Origin of the sequence: Microcystis sp. M49636_WE2, from assembly GCF_030065375.1 — a bacterium.
GTDB classification, from domain to species: Bacteria; Cyanobacteriota; Cyanobacteriia; order Cyanobacteriales; family Microcystaceae; genus Microcystis; species Microcystis aeruginosa_C.
Map to the genome: position 1 here is coordinate 1 of NZ_JASJFG010000391.1, position 1,602 is coordinate 1,602.

Consider the following 1,602-nt stretch of genomic DNA (forward strand, 5'->3'; position numbering starts at 1 on the left):
CGATCAAAGAATAATTTATTCCAGAGATAGGCGAGAATAAAATATAAAGGTGGATGATTGTCCTCCTGAATAACTAATTTAATTACATCGGCAATAGTTGCCTGATGGTTGCTCTGGAGAGGTGCTAATAAAGTGTCTAGGGAAATTATTTGATTTAACGGCACTATCTGGTAATTATTGCCAATACTAAAAACCATAGTGGCAAATTCATCCGTCCAGGGAGGTTTGCTCGTTAATTGTGTTAACCTAATAACCAGTCCCAAAATTATTACTAATCCTAACCAGCAAAAATCAGACCAAGATAACCGCTCCTTGCTTCTTTGTTGTAGATCAGAAATGACTGTAGATAAATTCAATTTAATTGTTATCTCCAAAAGATTCGATTATTTTAACCGCTTCCGATGGGGAAATATCTTGACGGCAATTAGGATAATCATACTCCTCCCGGGCAATTAATGCCCCACTGAGACGATAAAAATATTCTCCCATTTTCATCCAATCGGAATACAAATCGGGTTCGGGGAATTGTTGCCTTAATTCCGAGTCTTTGGGTGTACCATAATTGAGCCAGTATCCTTCTCCAAATAGTGGGGAATTGAGCGCTAGGGTTCCCTCTAATTCTAAACCATCATCGCCCCTGGCGTTTTCGATTCCTTCCACCAAAAAACAGCTATTCTCGGCATTTTCAAAGAGGACTGCGTATCCATTCCCCTCTTCTGCGAGGATTTTAATCTCGCTGGCCCGAAATCCGGGAGGGATATAGTTAGGTAAAATAATCTTAGCATCCAGCGATCGCAGTTGTTGCCGTTGACTGGCGCTCAAAGTTAGCGTTTCTGCTCTCAGGTATTGCCCATTGTCAATAATAACAATAGATAATCCTAAAACTAAAGGCCAGAGAAATTTTATGGTCATAATCGCTGTTTCTAGGGTCATATTCTGGAGAATATGTCAGTTTTTAGGCAATTTACTGATTATTTAACCAGATTAATGACGAATATTGCCCTTTTCCTGTTCCCGATTCCCTATTTACCGATTCTAATCGACAAAAAATCATAGCTTATCTGTGGATTCCACTTTTTTCCACTTCTGTCACCCAGAATTATGGGACTGACATCACCCCAAACCCTCTCGTATTCTAAGGTTATCGACAGGAAAGAGAGGTAACAACCATGTTAGTCAGCCACCAAAATCCAACTTTTGTCCGTAACTACTTAATCGCAGTTATCTCCGTGGTGATGATGGGTGTGGGAGTTGCCGATCTCGTCAATAATCCCTCCCGAATCGCTCAACAAAACCGTCTTGATGGTTATGGTCGCTATGTTAGCGCTGGTTTGGTTAGCGGTGCGGTCAATAATATACGTTAATTTGCCTCTGATTCTCAATCCTGTTTAAAAGGTGTGAGTAATTATGAATTATGAATTATGAATTATGAACTGGGGAGAATAAATAAAAATAATCTCCTGACTCCTGACTCCTGATAACTGACTCCTGATAACTGATAACTGATAACTGATAACTGATAACTGATAACTGATAACTGATAACTGATAACTGATAACTGATAACTGATAACTGATAACTGATAACTGATAACTGATAACC

Annotated in this window: 3 protein-coding genes; 1 reads left to right on the forward strand and 2 read right to left on the reverse strand. The window is 39.3% G+C overall.

The window, feature by feature from the left end:
- Positions 1-356, reverse strand: a 356-nt coding sequence (locus PX484_RS09430) for a glycosyltransferase family 39 protein (RefSeq protein WP_502882716.1), incomplete at its 3' end; no start/stop codon positions are given.
- A 1-nt stretch (position 357) separates the two neighbouring features.
- Complete coding sequence (locus PX484_RS09435; protein ID WP_002801817.1) at positions 358-933, reverse strand: hypothetical protein; 576 nt, start codon at positions 931-933, stop codon at positions 358-360.
- A 236-nt stretch (positions 934-1,169) separates the two neighbouring features.
- On the opposite strand from PX484_RS09435, the gene PX484_RS09440 reads away from it, so the two are divergent.
- Positions 1,170-1,364: a hypothetical protein gene (locus PX484_RS09440; protein WP_002801815.1), complete on the forward strand. Its 195-nt coding sequence runs from the start codon at positions 1,170-1,172 to the stop codon at positions 1,362-1,364.
- The last annotated feature ends 238 nt before the right edge of the window (positions 1,365-1,602 follow it).

Coding starts and splice junctions, on each gene's coding strand:
- PX484_RS09440 (WP_002801815.1), top strand. CDS start 1,170: ATGTTAGTCAGCCACCAAAATCCAACTTTTGTCCGTAACTACTTAATC.
- PX484_RS09435 (WP_002801817.1), bottom strand. CDS start 933: ATGACCCTAGAAACAGCGATTATGACCATAAAATTTCTCTGGCCTTTA.